Source organism: Tengunoibacter tsumagoiensis, assembly GCF_003967535.1.
Classification (GTDB): domain Bacteria; phylum Chloroflexota; class Ktedonobacteria; order Ktedonobacterales; family Ktedonobacteraceae; genus Tengunoibacter; species Tengunoibacter tsumagoiensis.
In genome coordinates this window covers 1236565-1256756 of the sequence record NZ_BIFR01000002.1, presented here as the reverse complement: position 1 = coordinate 1256756, position 20192 = coordinate 1236565, and the positions used below count along the sequence as shown (strand labels likewise).

The following is a 20192-nucleotide window of genomic DNA, read 5'->3' as shown; positions in this document are numbered from 1 at the left end:
AAAAACATACCTCTAACGCTGCTGGGAGACCAGTGGTCCCCCTGATTATACAAACGCTCGCTACTGGATCTTACCATCCTTCAGAAATGAGAGGAGGCCAACATTGTAGAGCGATGCGTTTTTAATGCGTCGAAAATCGGGCGCTAAGACTTCAACGAAAACCATCTCTGTTAGAAATAATACCTTTGCTCCTAACAGATGGCTCATGTAAGCTCTGGCAGAATCAGTTTTGCGACCGATTGAGACATGAATATGAGGCGAGATCAGTCCTGCCTCTTCATCAAAGGCAATGGTCCCAGCTCCAACTGCCTCTACATTCTCCAGGTAGACTTTTGACCAGATGGGAGCATTCTTATCTTCAACCTTTTCACATGTTCCCACCAGCTCTACCTCACTCATACCTGCTATGAAAAAAGGGATATAGCCTTGTTTGACATCGTTCTGAACACAAAAATCTTGAAGTTCGGAGAAGAAGTCTTTTCCATGCTCAAATGTTACTGAAAAAGTCCTTCCGATAGTGAGTACTGCACTTTTCATAAAAACCTCTCATCTAAAATGGAGTGAACACGCTTAGAAGTGAACTTTGATTGCATCGTACATCAATAGTTCCTCTCAAATCAACAAAAAATGAGGCCGATTTGGTTCAGAAATACACATCCTTATTTATAACCTTCTGGCCAGTTCGGTCACAGATCCATATTTTTCAAGTGTATATAACATATTTAATTCTGTTTTTACTGTAGTAAAAAAGCTCTCGTTGTAGTGGGAGCGGGCTACTACAGACTCTACATCGCTACACAGCTGGTCATCCTCAAACAAGTCATCATAGAAAGAGGTAAATTCTGCTATGTGTTTGGTCTCGAGGAGCAGATTAGTAATGGGTTTCTCTAACGAAAAGTAATAGAGTGTAACAAACAGATTGTCGTGGACAGAGAACATATCTGGCTTGAATGGAATGTTATTCTGGAAGTTGGCAGCTTTACATATTCTGACATTTACACCAATTTTGTGATGAACATAGGCCGTAATAAGTGTATTCATTCTGAGTCTCATATCTAATGAGCTGAGAATGAATATTCGTTTGATTGGGATCTTCTTTTTCAAAAGCCCTATATTTGTCATCATGTATATTTGCCCTGCAATAGTATTCCACCAGCGTGTAAGCTCTACATCAAAAACCATAGCACGTAGTTCTGATTTTGCCTCCGCTACTAAGTTGTTTACGACATATTGCCACTCATCTCTAAAGTTCATGGTTTTTATATTTGATGCAAGCAGTTCTTCAGTGAGATCCCTGGAAAAGTTTCGTTCAATGATAGTCTGTAATAACTTTTCATCTGTGGTCTGAGCCTTAAAAAGGGAAGCGTTCTTCGGGGTTAACAGAGGCGGTGGTTCTTTCTCAGAGGTATTTGAATGCGCTCGTTCTCGTGTTGAGGATATGTTTCCAATTGAGGTAGGCTGTTCAAAACCTAAATCTTCAAGAGAGAGACAAAAAACTTCGCATAACTTCTTGCGGAAATAGAGCGATGGTGTGACTCCCTCTCTCTCCCAACGCTGCCAGGTTCTTGCGCTAGGGACCCCTAGTTTCTCACAGGCTTCTTCCTGCGTCCACTGTTTGCTCAGCCGAGCATTGATAAGCTTCTCATTGAGTTGCTTCTGGCCCATCAAGTTATACCTCTACAAAATAATCATCTAAAAGAGATGTTTAGCACTTTTTTATAGTCAGAAGCTATTGAGATGTCGTCTCGATGTCGTTATAGGGTTTTTCCATAAAAAATGCCGTCTCTTTTGTCGTCTCGATGCCGTCTAATGTCGTGGTCTATAACCAGGCACTCAAGTAAAATTACATCTAGATACACCACTTACGTTTGAAGAGGTTATCGACACTACCACAACAATTATACAAGAAATTTTGGGAAGTTTCATGACGGTTCTGGTACAGAATAGGAGGATAATGCGCATGGATTTTACACTGAGCGTCAACATTTGGTTTATCGTTTCTCTCTGCCTCTTCTTCTTCTCTATTGGCATCTGGTTAGGGAGTGGTCGTTCAAGTCACTCAGGTAGCCGCCGTTATTAAAGAGGTTAAGGAGAGACATGCATGGAGGCTTTACTCTATCTCATGATTGGCTTCTGCATAGGCATTGCCTTCTATTGGTGGCAGACGCGTAAACAGCGCCGAGCCCTTCGCGCCTACCGGAAGCAGGCCAACGCTATGCGCTATTGGGGACGTCCCGTAGAGTAAGGGAGAAGAAAAAACCAGGGGCTGTAATAGCAGCCCTGGTTGGGAGAAATGGTTACTGGTGCTCATACCCTGATACAGGATAAAACCACATTGGGGATACTACCGAACAGTGCGAATCCCTACCTCTTGATAGGTCACCTGGTGATCCAGATGTTTGCTTAATGCATTACAAAGTCTGGCTGCAAGAGCCGCGCGAACAGGAAGGTCTTTTTCAACTTTTTCGATAGTAGCACGCGATACATCAGACTCTTTAGAGAGCTGTGTAATAGTTAGCCCTGCATTCGTGCGCAACTCTTCAAATTTCGTCATATGTTACCGCCTTTATCGTATCACTATTTATGCTAGATTCTAGCATAAGAGAGCCTTTAATACAACTAGTTTGCTCATAATTGCTCATAATTGCTCAAAAAAAGCTTGACTTTTGTGAAACCTGGATGTTATCTTCTTAGTAAGATCAAATATGAGCAATTAAACGGAATAATGAGCAATAAATAGAATTTAATTGCTCACCAAAGAGATCGCGAAAAAGACGCCCGTGGCTGCAACCACAAGCGCCTCTTAAACGACCCAACCAACCGTCTGCGGGTGCTAAAGCCTGAGAAAACTTTCACCTGCATACAGCCCAAACGTCGAGTCTACATGCATTATACCGTGCTAGGCTCCGATGTCAAATTGTTGCTGACTTTTTCAGCAAGAAGGAGCCTGGCATGGCAAATGCAAAAACTTTTCAGCGGCGTGTAGGTTTTCACTGGACGTGCGTGGCTCCTGCCACTATTTTGCCCGATCTTTGCTTCTCCATGGGTGAGGATGGTTCAGAAGTGATGCCCAGTCTTCGGGAGGAAATGAGTCGTGAAGGGCTCTGCTTCCTACGGGTTCTTGGCATTGCTTCTGATGGGTTATATCTGACTCACGTCTCTCCATCGCCATACAGCATCCAGACAGACTATACAACGGTCTTTCTTTCCGAGGAAGATCTCTGGATGGCTTATCCCTGGGATTGTCGCTTCCAGCGTAGCGGCGTGACACCGGCAAAGATCGTTTCTTTCTTACAAGCACATGCACAAAACGTGCGTCCATTTCAGCCCAACACCCTTTCCCAGCGAGCAGAGCGTACCTTCTTCCCTGAAGAGTCATTGACCGCTCTTGAGTCGCTGATCCTTCCCATTGATGCACTCCCTGAGCTTCAGAACATCGAGGATGAAAGCCTGATTCCTTCTGTTGAGGACGTCAAAGAGGATCTTCCCAGCCATCAGCGCGTTTATCATAATCTGGTTCATCGGCATATTGCCTCCCCTACCGGTCAGCAGATCTTGTTGATGGCTGTGGTAGATGCACTCATGAGCCAGCTCTATGGCATGGTTGATCAACGCCAGGCACTTCTTCTCCAACAGCGATGCGTTCTTGTTGAACAGGTTCGTCACTGGCATCTCTTGACGCACCAGTGTGTCGTGCATGCGCTCTTCTCTTCTGGAGGGATGAATGAGCCCTGCTGGCATGTCACGGTTGGTGTTCCCAGTCGGTTTCTTACTGCTGCTTAAGACATATTCTTTCCGCTTTCAAAGGAGATTTATCAATGAACAATTCTCAAAGCATGACAGCCTCGGACGATATGCTTCGCCTGTATATGAAGGATGTCCAGCATTACCCACTCTTGACTGAGGCTCAAGAGTATGCGCTGGCCAAAAAGGCAGCCAATGGCGATAGAGCTGCAATGAATGCGTTGACCGAGGGCAACTTACGATTAGTGGTGGATACCGCGTTTAAATTTGCCCCCTATGTACCTTCTCACATGCTGATGGATCTGATTCAAGAAGGGAACCTAGGACTGATGCGAGCCGTCGAGCTATTTGATTACACCAGAGGCTATCGCTTTAGCACCTTTGGCTACTGGCGTATCCTCCAGCGAATGCAGCGCTATGTGTATGCCGCAAAGCTCCCAGTCCATCTTGCTGCGCGAGCTGCTGCTGACCTGGTGACTGCAAAGCGCTTCTATCACTCTCTGTCAGATACTCTTGGACGTAATCCGACGATTGGAGAACTTTCTTACGCATCTCATATCCCTGAGGATCGCATTACTCTGATCTATTCATGGCTTAAAACCACCTATCATTCCCTTGATACGCCATTGGGAGCTGACGACACGCGAACTTATTATGATTTCCTGATCGATCCTGAAGACGCTTATAGCGCGATCGAAGATGAAATGGATATGCGTATCCAGATAGCATCCTTCCTTGAGCTCTTGCCTGCGAAAGAGCGGAAGATCGTCGAGATGTATTACGGACTCAATGGGGAAGCACCTTGCATGAACTGTGGGCCAATTGCTCAGTCCTTTCAGGTGACACGGCAGCGCATACAGCAACAGCATAAGAGTGCAATCAAGCGCATCCAGGCACACGTTGCTCTGGTCTCCTCTGAAATACGTGCCTCTACTTCTGTAACCGCTGCTCTATCTGTAATCCCCTAGGGGAGAAATGAGAGATCTGTGATGCTTTTCCCACAATCCAGCAAACAAGGCACGTCATTTCGGCCAAATATGCAGCTCTGTTTTTGTATCGTCTTTGGGGTTGGTGTCGTGGCTTGTTTCACGCTTCTGGCAGCCTCGCTGTTTGTCGCAGCGTATGTGTTAAATCTTGCCTGTACCGCCTTTTTTGAGTCGATCACCTATCTGACCACTCTTTATAGTGGGTCTGATAGTCTCGTGAAATTCCTGCTCATCTGCCTGTTTGGGTATGCCATTCTCCGTGTTGGACGGTGGATGCGCCGTTCCTGGCAGATGGATCGTGAGGTGCATCATGGTTGAACAGTTGAGCACAAAGACCTTAATCTGGCTTTCTGGAACCATCATGGGTGCTATTGTGGTGATTGCGATGCTCATGCAGCATCAACACGATTTACAGTCCCTCTGGCTCTATATTGAATGGACGTTCCTGGGAGGTATTGGGATTGCCCTACTCTATCTCCTCTACCTCACCTGGCATAATGTAAGCATTCGCCAACTTGAGCGCAAACACCGGCAGGCAGAGATTGCAAAGATTGAGTCCGAAAAATGGGCGGCTGAGCAACTCCTTCTGGGTCAACAGCAGTTGGACCTGGAGCGTCTCAAATTGGAGCAGATCAAAACGCAACAGGAGCAGGAACGGTTGATGATGGCGACCCGTTGGCAGGTTCAACATGCAACAATTCCTGTGGGGCATACTCTGGTGATTCGCGATGACCAGTATGGCTCCAACGGTTATGCAACTTTTCAATCGCCGCGTCTAGTCGAGAAATCCGAAATTTCCGGGCCAGTCGTCCCAGAGCATGCTGAGGACGAGGAGATAGAAGAAACTATCCCACAAGCGCCTGCTTTTCCAGACATGTGCCATCTAATCTCCAATGAGCGTATGGTTCTCTGTTATGTCAAAGAGGGCCCTGCTTATGGGACTGTTGATGATGTACTCTCAATGGCGGTCACAGGCAAGCCTGGGCGGGGAAAAACGACGGCCCTCATGTACTATGTGACGGTTCTGCTGAAGAGCGGAGCTGAGGTAGTAATCTGGGATCCCCATGGGGCTATGGCCGAACTAGCAGTGCTCAATGGATGCACGCTACAGGGTCTGCCACCCACTGCGAAAGTCACCTATCTGGATCGCAAGCAGGACATTATTCAGTCTATTCCTGGACTTCTCCACGAATTAGAGGTTCGCGATACGCTTTATCGTGCGACGAGACAGACAAAACACCCCTTCTTATTGCTTGCCGATGAACTGCCTGTGCTGGCAGATTATGATGAGGAACTGGCGATTCAGTATAAAGCACAAAATAAGCGTCAAGCCAGGGAGGGTGAGGATATTGAGAGCATTCCGAGCTTGATCAAAGTCATTCGGAAGGTGGTTCTCGAGGCACGTAAGTGGCGCTGTTTCTTTATTGGGAGTGGGCAGAGCTTTGATGCACAGATTCTCCCAACGCGTGTCACAGAAAATTTTAACAGTCGTATTGTCTTCTTCAGTTCTGATCGCCGAGCACGGATGTCCGGTCTGGAAAATGATGCGATCAAGACGCTCTTACCAACAATTCGACGAGCTGGAAGCGGGGTGATGATTTTCGATTGCAGTCGATGGGATGGTCCTGTGATTGGTGCTATCCCCATGATTACGGTTGAACATATGCTGGCCTTCTTACAGGCCACACCCACTTCGAAGGATAGCCCTGTGCCCACTTCTCAACGCCCTCAATTGCATCTCATCGAAGCGGCCTCCTCTCCCCCCTTCGAAGAGGCTGAGAAGCCATGCGAAGAGGCGGAAGAGGAAACACCCCTCACTGAGCTTGAACAGACTGTTCTGGATCTATTGATGATGGGCTCTTCACAGAAACAGATTATCCAACAGATCTGGCAGACAACTGGTGGCGACCGGTATGTTAAAGCCTCTGCCGAAATGCAGCGCATTACCGCAAAATTATTGAAACGCAAACATGCTTAGAAAGGATTTACACGACGGGCAAAGCCCCCTTTTTTAGTGATGAGAGCAGTCCCTCCGCAAGCCAACAGCCCGGCAACTGGCTATGCGAGAGGTGCTAGGGCAGAAGGGAGAAGAGATTATGGCCCAGTCACCGCACCCACTCTTTAACAACCAAATGAACCTGGAAGATCACCAACCATACTTTGCGACAACGACGCTGAAAAGCAAAATTGTGGCTCAGTTGGCAGGGAAGACTATCAAAGAACAGGAGGAAATCGTTGAAGGACTTCTTAAAATGTTAGATGTTAACCTGCTAGCTGCTCTTAATATTGCGTATAGCATGGCCCCGCAAGCCAGCACAGAAGCGAAGACCGAAGAGTAAATCATATGTTTCTGGTTGACGGTCCCAGGTAGGGACGGAAAGGGCATTGATTCATGATCATCGCAGTTGGATCACAGAGCAAGATTAAGGTAACAGCCGTGAAAAATGCTTTGTGTCAATTGGGAGTTAAAGCTGATATCGAGGCAGTGAAAGCACATTCAGCAATTGCTGAACAACCATTCAATCAGGAGACACGACAGGGTGCAATAAACCGTGCACTTCATACTGCCCAATTAGTACCCAGAGCGGCTTTTACCCTTGCTATTGAAAGCGGCTTATACTGGCGCATGGATGCATGGCTCGATATTGCTCTGGTGGTTGCCAGGTTCCCCGATGGTACCTGCGTTGAGGTTGAGAGTGAGGCGATTGTTTTCCCCTCCAGTGCGGTTGAAGAGGTACAGCGACGAGGCGTACATACCTGGACAGCAGGGCAGGTGCTACAAGAGTGGGGGCAGGTGCAATCTCATAATGATCCACACCTTAGCCTGGTAGGAAAGTCGCGGGCCGATTTTATTCAAGATGCAGTCGTAAAGTTGTTTCAAACGTTGCAAGCCCGCCATTTGCTGTCCGTTTGATTGTTTGTTCCTAGCCCTACCTGTGGCGACTGGTATGTTAAAGCCTCTGCCGAAATGCAGCGCATTACCGCAAAATTATTGAAACGCAATCATGCTTAGAAAGAAACCTTCTCACAAGAATATCGTTTGCTAGCATCGGTTTATCCACTATCGACAAAGGAGCTTCTATTATGACAACTCCCGCACCCCCTGAAGAACAATGGACACCCAAACGCATTATTGCCGAGCTGCCCTTTATCCCTGCTCTTTCGAGTTGGATCAAGCTGTTATTATCGCTTTTAGCAGAACCGATGATGTTTGGTAGCGCCCTTTTTATGATCGCAGAGACGGTTATCCCAAGTGCCGCCCACTGGTCGCCCACTTTGACTTATGGTGCTCAAACGGTGATGAGTATCGCGCCAGAGATCATCCTGGCCGGTGCGCTCCAACTTGCACGCAAAACGCAACGGAGCGGCAACAAAGTGAAGGCCGTCTTATTGTTCTCCTTGTGCAGTATGTTTGGTCTGTTGACCTTAATTACTGTGGCATCTCTGATCTGGGACTTCTCAGGAATAGCTGGTAAATTTCTCCTCTTCCTGCGGGTTATTGCAGGAATTGGCTATACCATCATTGTTCACCTACCAGAAGAAAACAGTGGTGAACACGAAGTGGTAAAGGCTAAAGATATGCAGGCACACCTGACAGAATTTGCCGCGTTTCTTCAACAAAGCCAGGCCAACCTGTTCACCTCCATTCAAGTAAGTATGGATACTATGAGAGTTCAGGTGAACGCTTTAGAGCAACGGGTCACGGAACTGGTGAACACTCTGGGTGAACAGGAGCAGTCAGCAAGAGAACAGGTAAACGTTCTGGTCAACGCTCGTCCAGAGGACCTGGCCCATCTCGATCAACGCTTTGATGGATTACGCAGTGAGATGTTCCAACAGATTGAGGATCTTGCACGGCTCATGGATAATCTCTCCAATGGCTTTACTCAGGTGAGTCATACTATCCGCAAGGTCGAGATCAGCGTAAGTGAGGTGAAGCAGTCTCGAAGTGGCAGTCAGGAGGGGTCTCGTGCTCTTGCTAGCCCTCGTCAAAAAGGTCCCAAACTGCTTAAGTCAGCCCCAAAGCAGCACACCGAGGATCTGGGACAGCTAGAAGCTCTTCCTCCCTTGATAGTCGAAGGGTTGGCACCAGAAGTGGTGCAACGGATTCTTACTGACCATATCCGCCGAAAGATGAGCTGGAGAAATATAGGGGGCAATTACATGAAAACAGTCAAGCCTGTCAAAGATGCCTATGAAATGTATCTCTTAGCACAATCCTCATCCCAACTAGAGGATCTGGAAAACGAAGAGGAGGAGGAAGACTTACTGGACGATGTCGTCCATGACGGGACTGTGGTCGATAGCTTGCCCGTTTCCCAACTTGGGTAAACACCTCTACCCAGCCGCTGGTAAACATTTCCGCTGACCCTGGTAAACACCTTTGTTTTTGCACTGGTGAACTCCTCTGGTGAACACTTTTCATCAACCTCTGTACACACCCAGGTAAACATCCCCCCTGTTTTTCGGTCGACATGCCATTAACCTGAGTACCTGTTTTCCTGCAAGACGTTTTTAGGGGCCTGGGTGTGTTTGACAAAACCTGTTGACTACATCTGCTTAAGCAAAAACCACAATGTTTTCTACACCGAAGGAAGGAGACCTGAATGGACATCTTTCATAAGAATCCCTGGGGGACCAGTCTGGGAAAAGCGTTCAACCAGGATAATCAGGATCTTCAAGTAGAGGAGACTGGTACAGCTTATTACTACGGCATTGATGGGGAACATGCTGTCTACGAGGTCACAGCCGCAAGAGAAGGCCTTCTCATTATCAATGGACAGGCTCAGGTTGTGAGTCATGGGAGGCAGGCAGTCAATGCGTGTCGCGCCAACCATATTGATCTGTTCTCTGGCTGGTCCAACCGTCCCTGAAAGAAGCCTTGCCGTTCGTCTCAGCCTATTGCCGATTTAGGGGGTAGGCTGGTGCGAGCCGGTGGTGCACTGCGCTCGTCCGTTAACACGTGTGCCAATGTAGACGCGTTGGCACACACATGGAGGAAATACCCTGGAAACAGAAACCCTTGAAGGCTTGTGGTATCTGTTAGAGGTTCACTTAAGGGAGGGTAAGATCTGTGTCAAATCAAAACATTACTGAAGGAGATATCGTCCGGTATGTGGTCGAGGATGGTGGGCTGGATACGGCCAGAGTGCGACGAGTGTACGATGATCATGTCCAGCTGGTGAACCAGGAGCATGGCTATCAATCGATTGGACAGGATCAGATCCTGGAAATCATTGGGGAGGTTCAACCATCCACGACAGGTAAAAAAAGTTCTTGAGAAGAGTGGGTGCTTCGCGCCCCTCCAACTGGCTTTGCCCAAAGAGATCAAGAGTGTAGTAGAAATAGCAGGTTTCTCAGCACAATGGCGTGGCTGAAGGCCTGTTTTTCAGGATCATGTCCCAGAACGTGCAAAGGAAAGAGTCTTATGAAGGTTTTTGCATTAGGCTATGCAGACCCTGCTGCTGAACAAAAGCTTGTCACATGGATGGAGGATCTCTCCACTGTCCTGGTTGATATTCGGTTTCGACCCGTATCGCGTTGGCATCCAGAATGGAACAAACGCCGGTTACAGGAACGCTGGGGAGCACGCTACCTCACGATCCAGGCCTTAGGAAATATCAACTATAATCAACCAGACATGCCTATTAAGATTCAAGACCCAGACAAAGGAATTGCTGAATTGGTTCGTCTCATGCAGGCAGGCTATCAGCCAATTGTACTGTGTGCCTGTAAACATTATGCAACCTGCCACCGCCATACTGTCATTGAACTCCTTCAAGCACAGTGTCCTGAAATTGAGGTCATTCAGTGAACTACCAGAAGATTCTGTTTTTCAGCGGTTTTCTTGCCTGTTTATCCTTCAAAGAAGGAGGGTTCTATGGGTGATGTGGTTGTAACAGTCCCGCAGTCTTTTGGTCTTGATCGCTGGATTAATGAAGGCGATGCAGCAGGTGCCCCATGGAGTGGGGAAGAATGGCACTTCTACCTCTACGGTGCCACACCAAAAATGCGGCCTGGGGATCGTGTGTATATCGTGTATAACGGCGCGCTTCGTGGGTTTGCTCCGCTCGTGCGGATTGATTACTTTCCCGGCAACCGCTTTGGGCTAGTGCGTCATGGCGATGCTCACGCAGTCAGCATACCGAACTATATGCGAGGGTTTCGTGGCTGGCGTTACCGCTGGTGGGATCGCAAGGAAGAGCAGGCCTTCCCCAATTGGCAGGACCCTATGGCACTCCTACCTGGGGTCGTGCGACCGATGCCAGCGAATCCGCCCACTCCTCTGAAAGCGCGCACCACAGAGCCAGGCACCCCTCAGCAGAAGTTGTTTCTTCTTTAAATACCTCTCTCAAGCCCTCTCTGAGCATGCTTCTCAGTTAGTTTTAGTTCAAAAGAGCAGACTGAGAGGGCTTTCTTGACGAGAATTGAACTTGATATGCCACCATTCACCACTTCATCTCTTCTCTATAGGAGGATCAAGGATGACACTCGATATTACCGTCACGGACATGTTTTGTGGTGCCGGGGGGTCCAGCACCGGCGCGATGCAAGCGGGGGTAACCGTTCGGCTTGCCATTAACCATTGGAAGCGGGCAGTTGAAACGCATCACACCAATCATCCCCACACTCGGCATGTGTTAACAGACCTCCATCAGGCAAACCCAAGACAATTTCCTGCCACCACCCTACTTATTGCGTCACCAGAATGCACCAGTCATAGCCTTGCCAAAGGACGGAAGCGCAAAGGGCAGGGACAAATGGAGCTCTGGGAACAAGGAGATGTGACCCCGGTTGATGAGGCGGAAGAGCGCTCGAGATGTACCATGTGGACGCCCCTGGACTGGGCGGAATGCCATGGTTATGAGGGGGTCATTCTTGAAAATGTGGTGGATGCTCTTCTCTGGAAGCCGTTCCATGCCTGGCTTCAGGCGTGGCGAAGTCTCGGATATGACTATAAACTTGTCTACTTCAATAGTATGTATGCGCATCCTACTCCTCAAAGCCGAGATCGGATGTACTTTATTGCATGGAAGAGAAAGAATCGCCGTCCCAATCTCAAGATCACCCCCACTGCCTATTGTCCGCAATGTGGGAAGGATGTGGCATCTGTGCAATGTTGGAAGAATCCTCAGAGACAGTACGGGAAATATAAACAGCAATATGTGTATCGGTGCCCGCTAGATGCGAACGAAGTTACACCTTATTATTATGCGGCAGCAAATGCGATTGATTGGGACAATCCTGCTCCACGGATCGGCGATCGTGCTAAGCCGTTGCGTCCTAAAACCATGAAACGTATTGCCTATGGGTTGGAGAAATTTGCACAGGAACCCTTCCTTTGCAATCTGAATCACCCTGATGCACGCCCTGCAGCACTTTTTGAACAGCCCTTTCCAACCCAGACGGCATATGATAGCAATGGGATCACCGTCCCTCCATTTATCTTAGATCATTTAGGAGAATACCGCCCTCGTGCCCTCTCTTCCCCAACATCCACTATGTGTGCAAGTGGAAATCACCATAGCCTGGTAGTTCCTCCTACCTGGCTGATGACCTACTACAATCACGGGAAGATGGCACCAGTGCAAGATGCAACCCCGACAGTTACTACCCTGGCCAGACATGCTCTAGTTGTTGCAAATACATCGGGCATCCCAGCAGTCGAAGACTGTGGTTTTCGTATGTTGACCCCGAAAGAGATCCAGGCCGCGATGGCTTTTCCCAATACCTATATCGTTACAGGAACGCGACGTGAACAGGTAAAGCAACTAGGGAATGCAGTCACACCACCCGTGATGTTTCTCCTTACCAAACGCATGACAGACTCTCTCTGCTAGAACTGATGACATTCTATTCTTCCCCTGCTGTCTCTGCCCAACGACAGCAGGGCATTTTTTGGAAAGGATACCTCTTAATGGATCATGTACCTTCTCCAGTCATTACACTCTTTCCAGACCAGCAAGAGGCTCTGGAGAAGGTGTTGGAGATGATTCGTCTTGACTCGACAGGTCAGGCTCTTGTCGTCGCCCCCACTGCCTGGGGCAAGACCGTTTTCTTTAGTTTTCTGGTTGCATGGTGGTTACAAGAGAAAGGGTCTCCGGTATTAATCATAGCTCATCGTGATGAGCTACTCGAACAGGCACGCATGAAGCTGCAAAGGATTTCCCCTGATTGTGCCGTTGGAAAAGTTGGGGGTGGGGTGCATGAATACGGAGATCCCGTAACAGTGGCGAGTATTGACACTATCCACCAGACACGTCACCTCAAAAAACTGAAGCATTTCGGCTTCGGCCTCATTATCTGCGATGAATGCCATCATGCGCCTGCTCCCAAATATCAAAAAGTCTTTCAGGAGCTCAATAAGGCCTTTCATCTCGGAGTCACAGCAACCCCCAATCGCTTCGACCAACGTTCACTTGAACCCATCTTTGGCCCTCCCGTTTTCTCAATGACCATTGTTGATGCAATCACCAGTGGGCGACTCAGTGATCTAAAAGCAGTTGCTATCCGAACGGAGACCTCATTAGAAGCGGTTCGTCTTGCGAAGAGTACAGAGGGAGAGAAAGACTTTCAAGTCCAAGATCTTGAGCGAGCTATTGATACGCCAGCACGTAATGTGCGCGTTGTCGAGGCCTATCAAGAGCACGCTCCTGGAAAAAGGGCCGTTTGCTTTGGGGTAACGGTTGCACATGCACAGCATCTTGCAGAGGTCTTTCTTACAAAAGGTGTTGCAGCCGCAACTATCACTGGTCAGACTCCTCGCGAAGAACGCCGCCGTCTCTATCAAAAATTTCATGAAGGCGGACTCACTGTCCTGACAACAGTAATGGTCTTGACGGAGGGTTTTGATGAACCGCTCATTGAATGTGTCATCATGGCCAGACCCACACTCTCGCCTGTCGTCTTCTTACAAAGCCTTGGGCGTGGCCTCCGTGTTGCAGAAGGCAAAACTCAATGCCTTCTGCTGGATCTGACCGATAATTGTATCAAACAGAAACAGCATCTTCTCCCTCAAACGATTGAAGGTGCTCTGGGAATCACACTCCAGGATCATGAAACCGTACTTCAATGTGTCAAACGCCAGAAACAGGCAGAACAAGAGAAGATTGCACCTGTCCGTACGCTTTCTGAAGAACGACACATTGATGAGGCAGTCAATTTGTTTAGCTCACGTCCCTGGGAGAAATGCCATAATAACAGCTACTGCTTGCAGGTGGGTGCCCAAAAACACCGCATCCTGCTCACTCCCTCACGAAAGCCAGAGGAGACCTATGATGTCTGGGCCTTTCTCTCTCCTACCTATGAAGGACAGCTCTGGCTTCAAGCAGCCCCTCTTGCCTGGGCTCAACAGCATGCAGAGATGAAAGCACGCCTCCTCGAAAAAGATGAACGGAACCTTGTCCTCGTAGACATACAGGCCCCCTGGAGATCGACTCCCGCTTCTGAAAAGCAGATCTCGCTTCTGAAGAAGCATCGTGTGGCAGTTAGACCGGGAATCACACGGGGTGAGGCCTCCGACTTGATTGATCAGATTGTTGCAAAAAAAGCGCAGAAAGCACAGAAAGGATCGAAAGTAGGTACATGAGTGATGAATGGTATACTCCCGCTCGCTACTTACAAGCAGCTCGAGAAGTCATGGGTGCAATTGATCTGGACCCTGCCTCAACAGAGCTTGCTAACCAGACCGTCCAGGCAGGCACTTATTATACCAGGGAACAGAATGGGTTAGCCTTCCCCTGGGAAGGTCGCGTCTGGCTTAATCCTCCCTTTGGACGCCGCCAGACGCCTGGGAAGAAGACAAATCAGGGCGTCTGGATCACGAAATTAGTTCAGGAGTATCAAGCGGGCCGCGTCTCTGAGGCGATTCTCCTAACGACAGGCCGCACAGATACTTCCTGGTTTTCGCCCCTGTGGGATTATCCTATCTGTTTTACCGATCATAAGGTTGGCTTCTTCACCCCCAGCTCGGGGAAGATCCTGCAAGAGTGTGGGCACACTCATGGAACCATCTTTGTCTACCTGGGACCTCAAAGAGAATGCTTCCTTGAAGTTTTCAGTCAGTTTGGGGTGGTTGCCCAACGCGTCTCACCTGCAAAAACGCGTCCACAAAATTTAGCACTTTGGAATGGAGTGTTCACATGAGCGCTCGTGATGCAAAGGGGGAATTGCTTCTATGACAACCACATCCATGAGTGCCATCTGGAATGAACAAGAACCCTTCCAGACGGCGCGCTATACTGTACGCCATTTCCAATGGTCAATTCTTCCCTGCGATAAAGATAAGGGACCTGTCAGGATTGGTGGGTTGAATAAAGACGGCACTCCGAAGCGTTTCTCCTGGGGATCACTTCAGAACCGGCACCCCTCTTTGCAAGAGGTGGAATACTGGCAGAAGACCTATCAACCGCCCCTCTGGTCTCTGGTGACAGGGGCCATTAATCAAAGGGTAGTTCTTGATTTTGATGGGAAATCCGGACAAAAGACTCTCGAGCAACTTGGGCTCTCGCCTCATGTGCAGACAGGGTCTGGTGGCTATCACGTCCATTTCCATCACCCAGGGTGGCATGTGCCAACGCTGGCTGGCAAAAGCAATAAAGAGCTGGGTCAACGCTGGCCAGGGCTCGATATTCGAGGAGACGGAGGCAATGCCCTCTTCTGTGGGGAGAGCCATGCTGGCCGCTATCTCTGGCTCCGTGACCCAGAACCCGATGACCTGTTGCAACTTCCTGAGGCACTCGTCGCATTTCTGCACCAGTCAGCCCTTCCTGAACACCGCATAGCCCTATCAGAGGAGTCTCCCAATGCATCAGTCCCAGAGGTCGCAGAGACCGCGCATGAGACACTGCTCACCCGAGCACTTACCAGAGTCATCAAGAAAGAAGCTGGCCGCAATGATACTGGCTTCTGGCTGGCCTGCCAGTTACGCGACCATCACTACTCGCTCGAAATGGCCAGAGAGATTCTCGAGCGCTATTGTCAACAGACGCCAAAGGAGAATACGAAGGGGGGATATGAACCCTATACGCGTGAGGAAGCCTTTGCGAGCCTGGCCAGCGCATATAAAGATAGCCACAAGAAACGTGAGCCCTGGGTGATCAATACAAAAACTATGGTCATCTCCGAACCTTCTCATATGCTCCCTGAATCAGACCTCTTACCTTCATCTGGCCAAGCCTCTAATGGGAATGGTCATGGGTCTCCCCCAACCACAGGCCAGAGGCACCCAGATGGGGAAGCACCACTGCCAGATATTATTGTTGGCACTGACCAGCTGCGAAATGCGGTCGATAAAGCGATCGAGGCAATTCAACACGCGGAACAACATGCACCAACCCTGTTTCTTCAAGCAGCGCGGCTCGTGAGCATTGGGCAGGACGAAGAGAAACGCCCCATTATTACGCAAATGAGCGTTCCAGAAGTAAAAGAAGTGATGACTCACTCAGCGAACTTCTATCGCTTGAAAAAAGCGAGTGTAGAAGAGGGTGGTTCTATACAATATCCCGTTTCCCCGCCCAAAGAGATTGCAGAACAGATCCTGGCCCGGCAGAGTAACAAACCCTATCTCCCTTTTCCCCCGCTGACAGCGATTGTCGAGACGCCAGTAATCCGCCAGGACGGGAGTGTTCTGTCTGCATCAGGATATGATAAAAAATCGCGGCTGTACTATGCGCCTCAGGAAGGCATGGGGAACCTGTCAGTCCCATTAGACCCGACACCTGAGCAACGACAGGCAGCACTGACTCTAATCTGGGACGTGATTGGAGAGTTCCCCTATGCTACCGATGCTGACAAGGCTAACGCGTTGGGGCTTCTGCTTACGCCACTACTTCGGCCTGCAATCAAGCGACATGTGCCCATGGCCCTCATCGACGCCCCAAAGCAGGGGACAGGGAAAGGATTGCTCAGTGATGTCGTCTCCATAATCGCAACAGGAATGGGGGCGATGATTCTCACCCTCTCAGATAACCCGGATGAGCTTCAAAAGTCCATTACCTCATTACTAATTGAAGGTGCAACCATGATCACCATCGATAACGTCGTGGAGCGCCTTCAGTCCAAGCATCTCGACGCGGTCTTAACATCAGACTGGTGGCGCGGTCGTATTCTGGGAGCATCCAAGATGGCTCGCGTACCTCAGCGTGCGACCTGGATCGCGACCGGAAATAACATTCGTCTGGGTGGTGATATTGCTCGTCGGTGTTATCGCATTCGGCTCGATGCCAGGATGTCGAAGCCTTTTAAACGGAAGGGATTTAAGCACACAGACCTGGCCAGTTGGGCCTTAGAACATCGTGCCGAGATTGTAGGCGCACTCCTCACACTAGCACGAGCCTGGTACGCAGCAGGAAAACCGCGATACGAACACCTGCCCGCCATGGGAACCATGACCGGTTGGGTAGAAGTTGTAGGAGGTATTCTCGAGTACGCAGGCGTGTCTGGGTTCCTCGCCAACCTGGATACCCTTCAGGAGCAAGCGGATGAAGAGGGTCCGCAATGGGAAACCTTTCTCCTCTCCTGGAGGAAAGTTTTTGGAGAAGAGTGGACCTCAGTATCGGATCTTAGTGCAATTATCACAGGGGAAGGCAAAATTGCGGGAGGTGGTGATACAAAATACCACTTTGACCTCATAGAGGCCCTCCCCGAACCACTTCAAATCACGCTCAAAGAGAAGCCCAAATCCTTCAAAATATGCCTCGGAAAAGCACTTGACAAGCACGTGGAGACCTGTTTTGGAGAAGACAATTTACGACTTGAAAAGACCTTTGATAAACACAATAAAAAAAGCCTTTGGCGCGTAGTTGCGGGGAATGCAGGGAGTCTTTCCAATGCTACGCAGAGTGAAAATGTGGAATCCTCTTTAGGTGATGAGGTAGATGTAATGGGGTATGAGATAGATGGAAAACACTCCCTTCACACCCCGCAAAAAAACGGGCAAAAGAAAGAACAGACATGCTCAAAAGGCTCCCCAGGCCATACCGCAGCCATTGAAGGATATTGCGAAAAATCCTTACCGCCATCACTACCACTACAATCCCCCGCAGATGGACATCGAAAGGAGAAACGGGACTTATGATCATCCACGAAATTATTGAAAAACTCCACGAAAAGGGGGTTCAGCTGAGCATCATGGGAGAGACAACGCTTAGAGTAGAAGCCCCGGAAGGGTCTCTCACAGAGGTTCAATGGGAGTGGTTGGCGAAAAAGAAACCCATCTTGATAGAGTACTTGCAGAAAAAACGCGCTGTGGAAACATCAAACACCACAGCTTCCAAAGAGGAGACATGCGCCCACTGTAAGAATACTGTTGAATATTATAGCGATACAGGAGTCCCCTCTTGCAAACACCATCGCTTACTCATTTCTGAACAGCAATGTGCCACTCTTCCCGCTTTAAAGCGCATCACCCAGACTGATTTCTTTCTTCAAGATATCGAGGAGATCCAGCAATGTCTCTCGAGGGAGAAGAAGCCAATCTGTCTAGATCTCGAAACAACTGGTCTGAAGGCCCATAAAGAGAAAATTATCTCCCTTGCATTGGGGAGGCCAGGTCAGGTTTTTCTCCTGGATCTACGACCTTATTACGGATTGAGCGCGGAATGGCAGGCTCAATGGAGATATGCTTTACGCACCCTCCTCCAACAAGCCGATGTCACCTGGGTTGGGCACAATCTAAAATTTGATGCAGGCTTCTTACAAGTGCACTTTGGCATTCAGCTTTGCAAGATGTACGATACGATGCTGGTTGAACAACTTATTCACGGGGTTGGGTTACTCGATCCTGACGTACCAGTCAATCTCCAGGCGGTTGCTACACGCTATCGTCTTCCTGTCAGAAAAGAGGCTCGCCAATGGTTTGCCGGATTAGATTTGCGGCCTGAGGAATGGGCAGCTCCGTTTCCACCAGAGCAGCTGGCCTACATGATTCAAGATATTCAGGTCCCCTATCAGATTGGTCAACTGCAACAAAAGCAACTACAGAAAAACGACCTTAAACGCATTGTTGCGATTGAGAATCAAGCGATCCCGGCGATCACGGCACTTGAGCAGAGAGGTGTACTCATCGATCAGACCCTCTGGCGAGAGATCCTGGCCACGAAATATGAACGACAACTCCACCTGGAGGCAGAGTTAACAGAGTTATTGAGCACAGCCTTCTCCAACAAGGGGCCTCAAAGAAGCTCGTCCTACCAACAGACTATGGTCGCGTGGGATGAGGTTTCTCCACGGCCTCCTCGAGGGCCTGAGATCAACCTGAAATCCTCAGTCCAGCTTCTTAAAGGGTTGAATGCAATGGGAATAGAGGTCTCATCCACCAGCGAGGACACCCTCGAACCCCTTGCTGGAACCTTTCCAGTCATCGCAAAACTTCTGCAATGGAAGAAGCTGCAAAAGTTCCGGAGCGCCTTTGGAGAGAACCTGCTTGAAATGATCGATAGTGATGGTCGGCTCCGCTGTGATTATGCTCAGATCGGAGCCCTCTCTGGCCGCATCATTTGTAGCCGACCCAACCTTCAACAGATCCCCTCGAAAGAGAAGAATGAAGACGAGAACATCCGTCGGTGCTTTATTGCGCCACCAGGCCATAAGCTACTCAAAGCGGACCTCTCTAATATCGAGCTCCGCATCCTGGCAGAGGTAGCCAACGATGAAACCCTCTTGCGAATGTTCGCTGAAGGGGCCGATCTGCACGAAGAAACGGCCAGGCTTATGTTCAATCTTCCTCCAGAGACCGACACCAGAAAACACCTCTACAAAGGCCAGTATCCTGCCCGCGCCCTTGCAAAGACCATCAACTATGGCCTTGCCTACGGCATGGGAGCCCGAGGTCTGGCGAATCGTGCGGGCATTCCTGAAGATGTCGCGAAACAGCTTATGGAGACCTACTTCCAGACCTATTCTGGGATAGCTCGGTGGCTTCGTATCACGGCTCAGCAGACGCTCAGGCGAGGCTATGGTGTCACCCTGGCTGGTCGTAGACGCCCCTTTATTGTCAATGAGAAAACAGACAGGGCTACCAGGGCAAGCATGGAGAGATCCGCCAAAAACCATCCGATTCAGGGAACCAATGCAGATATCATGAAGCGCATGCTCCACCTTCTTCAGAAGAACCTGCCCTCAGAAGTGACCCTCGTCTTAGCCGTTCATGACGAGGTCGTCCTGGAGTGCCCAGACCACCTCTTGGAGCCTGCCGAACAGATTCTCAAGCAAGCCATGGAGCAAGCCTGCCGAGACTTCCTCAAAGTCGTTCATATCCCTGAGGCTGAAGTGCTCATAGATGAATATTGGCGGAAGGAGTAGCTGTTATTCAATCCCTTCCAGGACCCTAAGCCCTGGAGAAGGTTTGTTTATGGTCAGAGTTCTCAATCCCAACCGGGATCCAGAGCCCTTTTTGACGAACAGACGGGGTTGTCCGCAAGCGCGTTAAATGCGGTTACAATCCCAACCGGGATCCAGAGC

20 protein-coding genes and 1 CRISPR repeat array (1 of these 21 running past the window's edge) are annotated in these 20192 nt (G+C 49.3%); of the genes, 17 read left to right on the top strand and 3 right to left on the bottom strand.

What is annotated here, in order from left to right; genetic code table 11:
* Positions 1 to 60: 60 nt before the first annotated feature.
* Together EL628_RS25445 and EL628_RS25440 are read right to left on the bottom strand one after the other, a co-directional pair.
* On the bottom strand, positions 61 to 537 hold the full coding sequence (locus EL628_RS25445; protein WP_126582804.1) for a PPC domain-containing DNA-binding protein: 477 nt from the start codon (positions 535 to 537) through the stop codon (positions 61 to 63).
* A 126-nt stretch (positions 538 to 663) separates the two neighbouring features.
* Positions 664 to 1665, bottom strand: coding sequence for a helix-turn-helix transcriptional regulator (locus EL628_RS25440; protein WP_126582803.1), 1002 nt, complete (start codon positions 1663 to 1665; stop codon positions 664 to 666).
* Between the two features lie 436 nt (positions 1666 to 2101).
* Between EL628_RS25440 and EL628_RS25435 the strand changes: the two genes are divergently transcribed.
* Positions 2102 to 2245: a LapA family protein gene (locus EL628_RS25435; protein ID WP_126582802.1), complete on the top strand. Its 144-nt coding sequence runs from the start codon at positions 2102 to 2104 to the stop codon at positions 2243 to 2245.
* 99 nt (positions 2246 to 2344) lie between these two features.
* On the opposite strand, the gene EL628_RS25430 is transcribed toward EL628_RS25435, so the two are convergent.
* The gene (locus EL628_RS25430; RefSeq protein ID WP_126582801.1) at positions 2345 to 2554 is read right to left on the bottom strand and encodes a helix-turn-helix domain-containing protein; all 210 of its coding nucleotides are present in this window, start codon (positions 2552 to 2554) and stop codon (positions 2345 to 2347) included.
* Between the two features lie 398 nt (positions 2555 to 2952).
* On the opposite strand from EL628_RS25430, the gene EL628_RS25425 reads away from it, so the two are divergent.
* The 16 genes from EL628_RS25425 to EL628_RS25350 all read left to right on the top strand — a co-directional run bounded on the left by EL628_RS25425 (position 2953) and on the right by EL628_RS25350 (position 20033).
* Positions 2953 to 3783 carry a hypothetical protein gene (locus tag EL628_RS25425; protein ID WP_126582800.1) on the top strand — a complete coding sequence of 277 codons (831 nt, stop codon included), beginning with the start codon at positions 2953 to 2955 and terminating at the stop codon, positions 3781 to 3783.
* Between the two features lie 35 nt (positions 3784 to 3818).
* The gene (locus tag EL628_RS25420) at positions 3819 to 4712 is read left to right on the top strand and encodes a sigma-70 family RNA polymerase sigma factor (protein ID WP_126582799.1); all 894 of its coding nucleotides are present in this window, start codon (positions 3819 to 3821) and stop codon (positions 4710 to 4712) included.
* A 21-nt stretch (positions 4713 to 4733) separates the two neighbouring features.
* Positions 4734 to 5048, top strand: a complete 315-nt coding sequence (locus tag EL628_RS25415; RefSeq protein ID WP_126582798.1) for a hypothetical protein — start codon at positions 4734 to 4736, stop codon at positions 5046 to 5048.
* Positions 5041 to 6708: a hypothetical protein gene (locus tag EL628_RS25410; protein ID WP_126582797.1), complete on the top strand. Its 1668-nt coding sequence runs from the start codon at positions 5041 to 5043 to the stop codon at positions 6706 to 6708. Before EL628_RS25415 ends, EL628_RS25410 begins: the two co-directional genes overlap by 8 nt.
* Before the next feature lie 118 nt (positions 6709 to 6826).
* Complete coding sequence (locus EL628_RS25405; protein WP_126582796.1) at positions 6827 to 7069, top strand: hypothetical protein; 243 nt, start codon at positions 6827 to 6829, stop codon at positions 7067 to 7069.
* Positions 7070 to 7122: 53 nt separating this feature from the next.
* Entirely contained in the window at positions 7123 to 7644 is a 522-nt protein-coding gene (locus tag EL628_RS25400) for a DUF84 family protein (protein WP_126582795.1), read from the top strand.
* A gap of 170 nt (positions 7645 to 7814) precedes the next feature.
* Positions 7815 to 9062, top strand: coding sequence for a hypothetical protein (locus tag EL628_RS25395; RefSeq protein WP_126582794.1), 1248 nt, complete (start codon positions 7815 to 7817; stop codon positions 9060 to 9062).
* A 275-nt stretch (positions 9063 to 9337) separates the two neighbouring features.
* Positions 9338 to 9604, top strand: a complete 267-nt coding sequence (locus tag EL628_RS25390; RefSeq protein WP_126582793.1) for a hypothetical protein — start codon at positions 9338 to 9340, stop codon at positions 9602 to 9604.
* A gap of 200 nt (positions 9605 to 9804) precedes the next feature.
* Positions 9805 to 10011 (top strand): hypothetical protein, encoded by a 207-nt coding sequence (locus EL628_RS25385; protein ID WP_126582792.1) that lies wholly within the window; start codon positions 9805 to 9807, stop codon positions 10009 to 10011.
* Positions 10012 to 10158: 147 nt separating this feature from the next.
* Positions 10159 to 10545: a DUF488 family protein gene (locus EL628_RS25380; protein ID WP_161975764.1), complete on the top strand. Its 387-nt coding sequence runs from the start codon at positions 10159 to 10161 to the stop codon at positions 10543 to 10545.
* A 66-nt stretch (positions 10546 to 10611) separates the two neighbouring features.
* On the top strand, positions 10612 to 11073 hold the full coding sequence (locus tag EL628_RS25375) for a hypothetical protein (protein WP_126582790.1): 462 nt from the start codon (positions 10612 to 10614) through the stop codon (positions 11071 to 11073).
* Between the two features lie 142 nt (positions 11074 to 11215).
* On the top strand, positions 11216 to 12571 hold the full coding sequence (locus EL628_RS25370) for a DNA cytosine methyltransferase (RefSeq protein ID WP_126582789.1): 1356 nt from the start codon (positions 11216 to 11218) through the stop codon (positions 12569 to 12571).
* A gap of 77 nt (positions 12572 to 12648) precedes the next feature.
* On the top strand, positions 12649 to 14319 hold the full coding sequence (locus tag EL628_RS25365) for a DEAD/DEAH box helicase (protein ID WP_161975763.1): 1671 nt from the start codon (positions 12649 to 12651) through the stop codon (positions 14317 to 14319).
* Positions 14316 to 14876, top strand: coding sequence for a DNA N-6-adenine-methyltransferase (locus EL628_RS25360; RefSeq protein WP_126582787.1), 561 nt, complete (start codon positions 14316 to 14318; stop codon positions 14874 to 14876). Before EL628_RS25365 ends, EL628_RS25360 begins: the two co-directional genes overlap by 4 nt.
* Before the next feature lie 31 nt (positions 14877 to 14907).
* The gene (locus tag EL628_RS25355; protein WP_126582786.1) at positions 14908 to 17808 is read left to right on the top strand and encodes a bifunctional DNA primase/polymerase; all 2901 of its coding nucleotides are present in this window, start codon (positions 14908 to 14910) and stop codon (positions 17806 to 17808) included.
* Entirely contained in the window at positions 17805 to 20033 is a 2229-nt protein-coding gene (locus tag EL628_RS25350; protein ID WP_126582785.1) for a DNA polymerase, read from the top strand. Before EL628_RS25355 ends, EL628_RS25350 begins: the two co-directional genes overlap by 4 nt.
* Before the next feature lie 59 nt (positions 20034 to 20092).
* A CRISPR array of direct repeats spans positions 20093 to 20192; the repeat unit is 37 nt (it continues 378 nt past the right edge of the window).

What these genes read in the sequence shown, in the direction of transcription:
- EL628_RS25375 (WP_126582790.1), top strand. Translation starts at nt 10,612, where the DNA reads ATGGGTGATGTGGTTGTAACAGTCCCGCAGTCTTTTGGTCTTGATCGC.
- EL628_RS25405 (WP_126582796.1), top strand. Translation starts at nt 6,827, where the DNA reads ATGGCCCAGTCACCGCACCCACTCTTTAACAACCAAATGAACCTGGAA.
- EL628_RS25425 (WP_126582800.1), top strand. Translation starts at nt 2,953, where the DNA reads ATGGCAAATGCAAAAACTTTTCAGCGGCGTGTAGGTTTTCACTGGACG.
- EL628_RS25380 (WP_161975764.1), top strand. Translation starts at nt 10,159, where the DNA reads ATGAAGGTTTTTGCATTAGGCTATGCAGACCCTGCTGCTGAACAAAAG.
- EL628_RS25445 (WP_126582804.1), bottom strand. Translation starts at nt 537, where the DNA reads ATGAAAAGTGCAGTACTCACTATCGGAAGGACTTTTTCAGTAACATTT.
- EL628_RS25435 (WP_126582802.1), top strand. Translation starts at nt 2,102, where the DNA reads ATGGAGGCTTTACTCTATCTCATGATTGGCTTCTGCATAGGCATTGCC.
- EL628_RS25355 (WP_126582786.1), top strand. Translation starts at nt 14,908, where the DNA reads ATGACAACCACATCCATGAGTGCCATCTGGAATGAACAAGAACCCTTC.
- EL628_RS25440 (WP_126582803.1), bottom strand. Translation starts at nt 1,665, where the DNA reads ATGGGCCAGAAGCAACTCAATGAGAAGCTTATCAATGCTCGGCTGAGC.
- EL628_RS25350 (WP_126582785.1), top strand. Translation starts at nt 17,805, where the DNA reads ATGATCATCCACGAAATTATTGAAAAACTCCACGAAAAGGGGGTTCAG.
- EL628_RS25420 (WP_126582799.1), top strand. Translation starts at nt 3,819, where the DNA reads ATGAACAATTCTCAAAGCATGACAGCCTCGGACGATATGCTTCGCCTG.
- EL628_RS25410 (WP_126582797.1), top strand. Translation starts at nt 5,041, where the DNA reads ATGGTTGAACAGTTGAGCACAAAGACCTTAATCTGGCTTTCTGGAACC.
- EL628_RS25415 (WP_126582798.1), top strand. Translation starts at nt 4,734, where the DNA reads ATGCTTTTCCCACAATCCAGCAAACAAGGCACGTCATTTCGGCCAAAT.
- EL628_RS25390 (WP_126582793.1), top strand. Translation starts at nt 9,338, where the DNA reads ATGGACATCTTTCATAAGAATCCCTGGGGGACCAGTCTGGGAAAAGCG.
- EL628_RS25360 (WP_126582787.1), top strand. Translation starts at nt 14,316, where the DNA reads ATGAGTGATGAATGGTATACTCCCGCTCGCTACTTACAAGCAGCTCGA.
- EL628_RS25400 (WP_126582795.1), top strand. Translation starts at nt 7,123, where the DNA reads ATGATCATCGCAGTTGGATCACAGAGCAAGATTAAGGTAACAGCCGTG.
- EL628_RS25370 (WP_126582789.1), top strand. Translation starts at nt 11,216, where the DNA reads ATGACACTCGATATTACCGTCACGGACATGTTTTGTGGTGCCGGGGGG.
- EL628_RS25395 (WP_126582794.1), top strand. Translation starts at nt 7,815, where the DNA reads ATGACAACTCCCGCACCCCCTGAAGAACAATGGACACCCAAACGCATT.
- EL628_RS25430 (WP_126582801.1), bottom strand. Translation starts at nt 2,554, where the DNA reads ATGACGAAATTTGAAGAGTTGCGCACGAATGCAGGGCTAACTATTACA.
- EL628_RS25365 (WP_161975763.1), top strand. Translation starts at nt 12,649, where the DNA reads ATGGATCATGTACCTTCTCCAGTCATTACACTCTTTCCAGACCAGCAA.